The organism is Corallococcus sp. 4LFB (assembly GCF_046520365.1).
GTDB classification, from domain to species: domain Bacteria; phylum Myxococcota; class Myxococcia; order Myxococcales; family Myxococcaceae; genus Corallococcus; species Corallococcus caeni.
This window is the reverse complement of record NZ_JBKGHJ010001185.1, coordinates 1-673: the sequence shown is the minus strand read 5'-3', so window position 1 is coordinate 673 and position 673 is coordinate 1. Positions and strand designations below refer to the sequence as shown.

Genomic DNA, 673 nt, shown 5'->3' with positions numbered 1-673 from the left:
CCGCGCTGGTGGCGGGCACGCCGCCCGCTGCCGGGAGCACGTCCTCCAGGCCGGGAGCCCTCGCGCGCGAGGCGAAGCCGAAGGCCGCGGCCGAGGCACAGGTCGACGTGCGGCTCCTCTCCAAGCACCGGCCCACGCGGTTGCGGCTGGATGGCCCGCGCTCGCTGGAGGTCGTGGCGACGGGGGACACGCTCATCGTGGAGGGCCGTCCGCAACCGAACGCCCTCCGGCTGGACGCGGGCCGCTGGCATGTCCGGGGCCGGGGCGTGGATCGCCGCTACGAGGCCGCGCTGTCGCTGGAGGCCCGGGACGGGGAGCTGATCCTCGTCGCCACCTTCGCGCTGGAGACCTACGTCGCCGCCGTCACCGCCAGCGAGACCGAGGTCGGCACCCCCTTCGAGGCGCTCCGGGCCCAGGCCATCACCGCCCGCAGCTACGTGCTCGCCTCCGGCAAGCGGCACGACGAGGCCCGGGCCTGCGACCTCACCCACTGCCAGGTCCTTCGCGGCGAGGGCTTCGCTCGCCACCTGCGCCGCGCCCGCGACGCCGCCCGCTCCACCGAAGGCGTCGTGCTGCGCCTGTCCGACGGCGCCATCGCCTCGCTCCCTTCCACGCAAGCTGCGGCGGACACACGGCGAGCCCGTGGCCGTGTTCGGTGCTCCGGACCGCACCG

Annotated in this window: 1 protein-coding gene; it reads left to right on the top strand. The window is 76.1% G+C overall.

Annotated features, from left to right (window positions below; translation table 11 throughout):
- The coding region (locus tag ACLEQD_RS44820) for a SpoIID/LytB domain-containing protein (protein WP_410391980.1) at nucleotides 1-673 on the top strand (673 nt) is incomplete at both ends.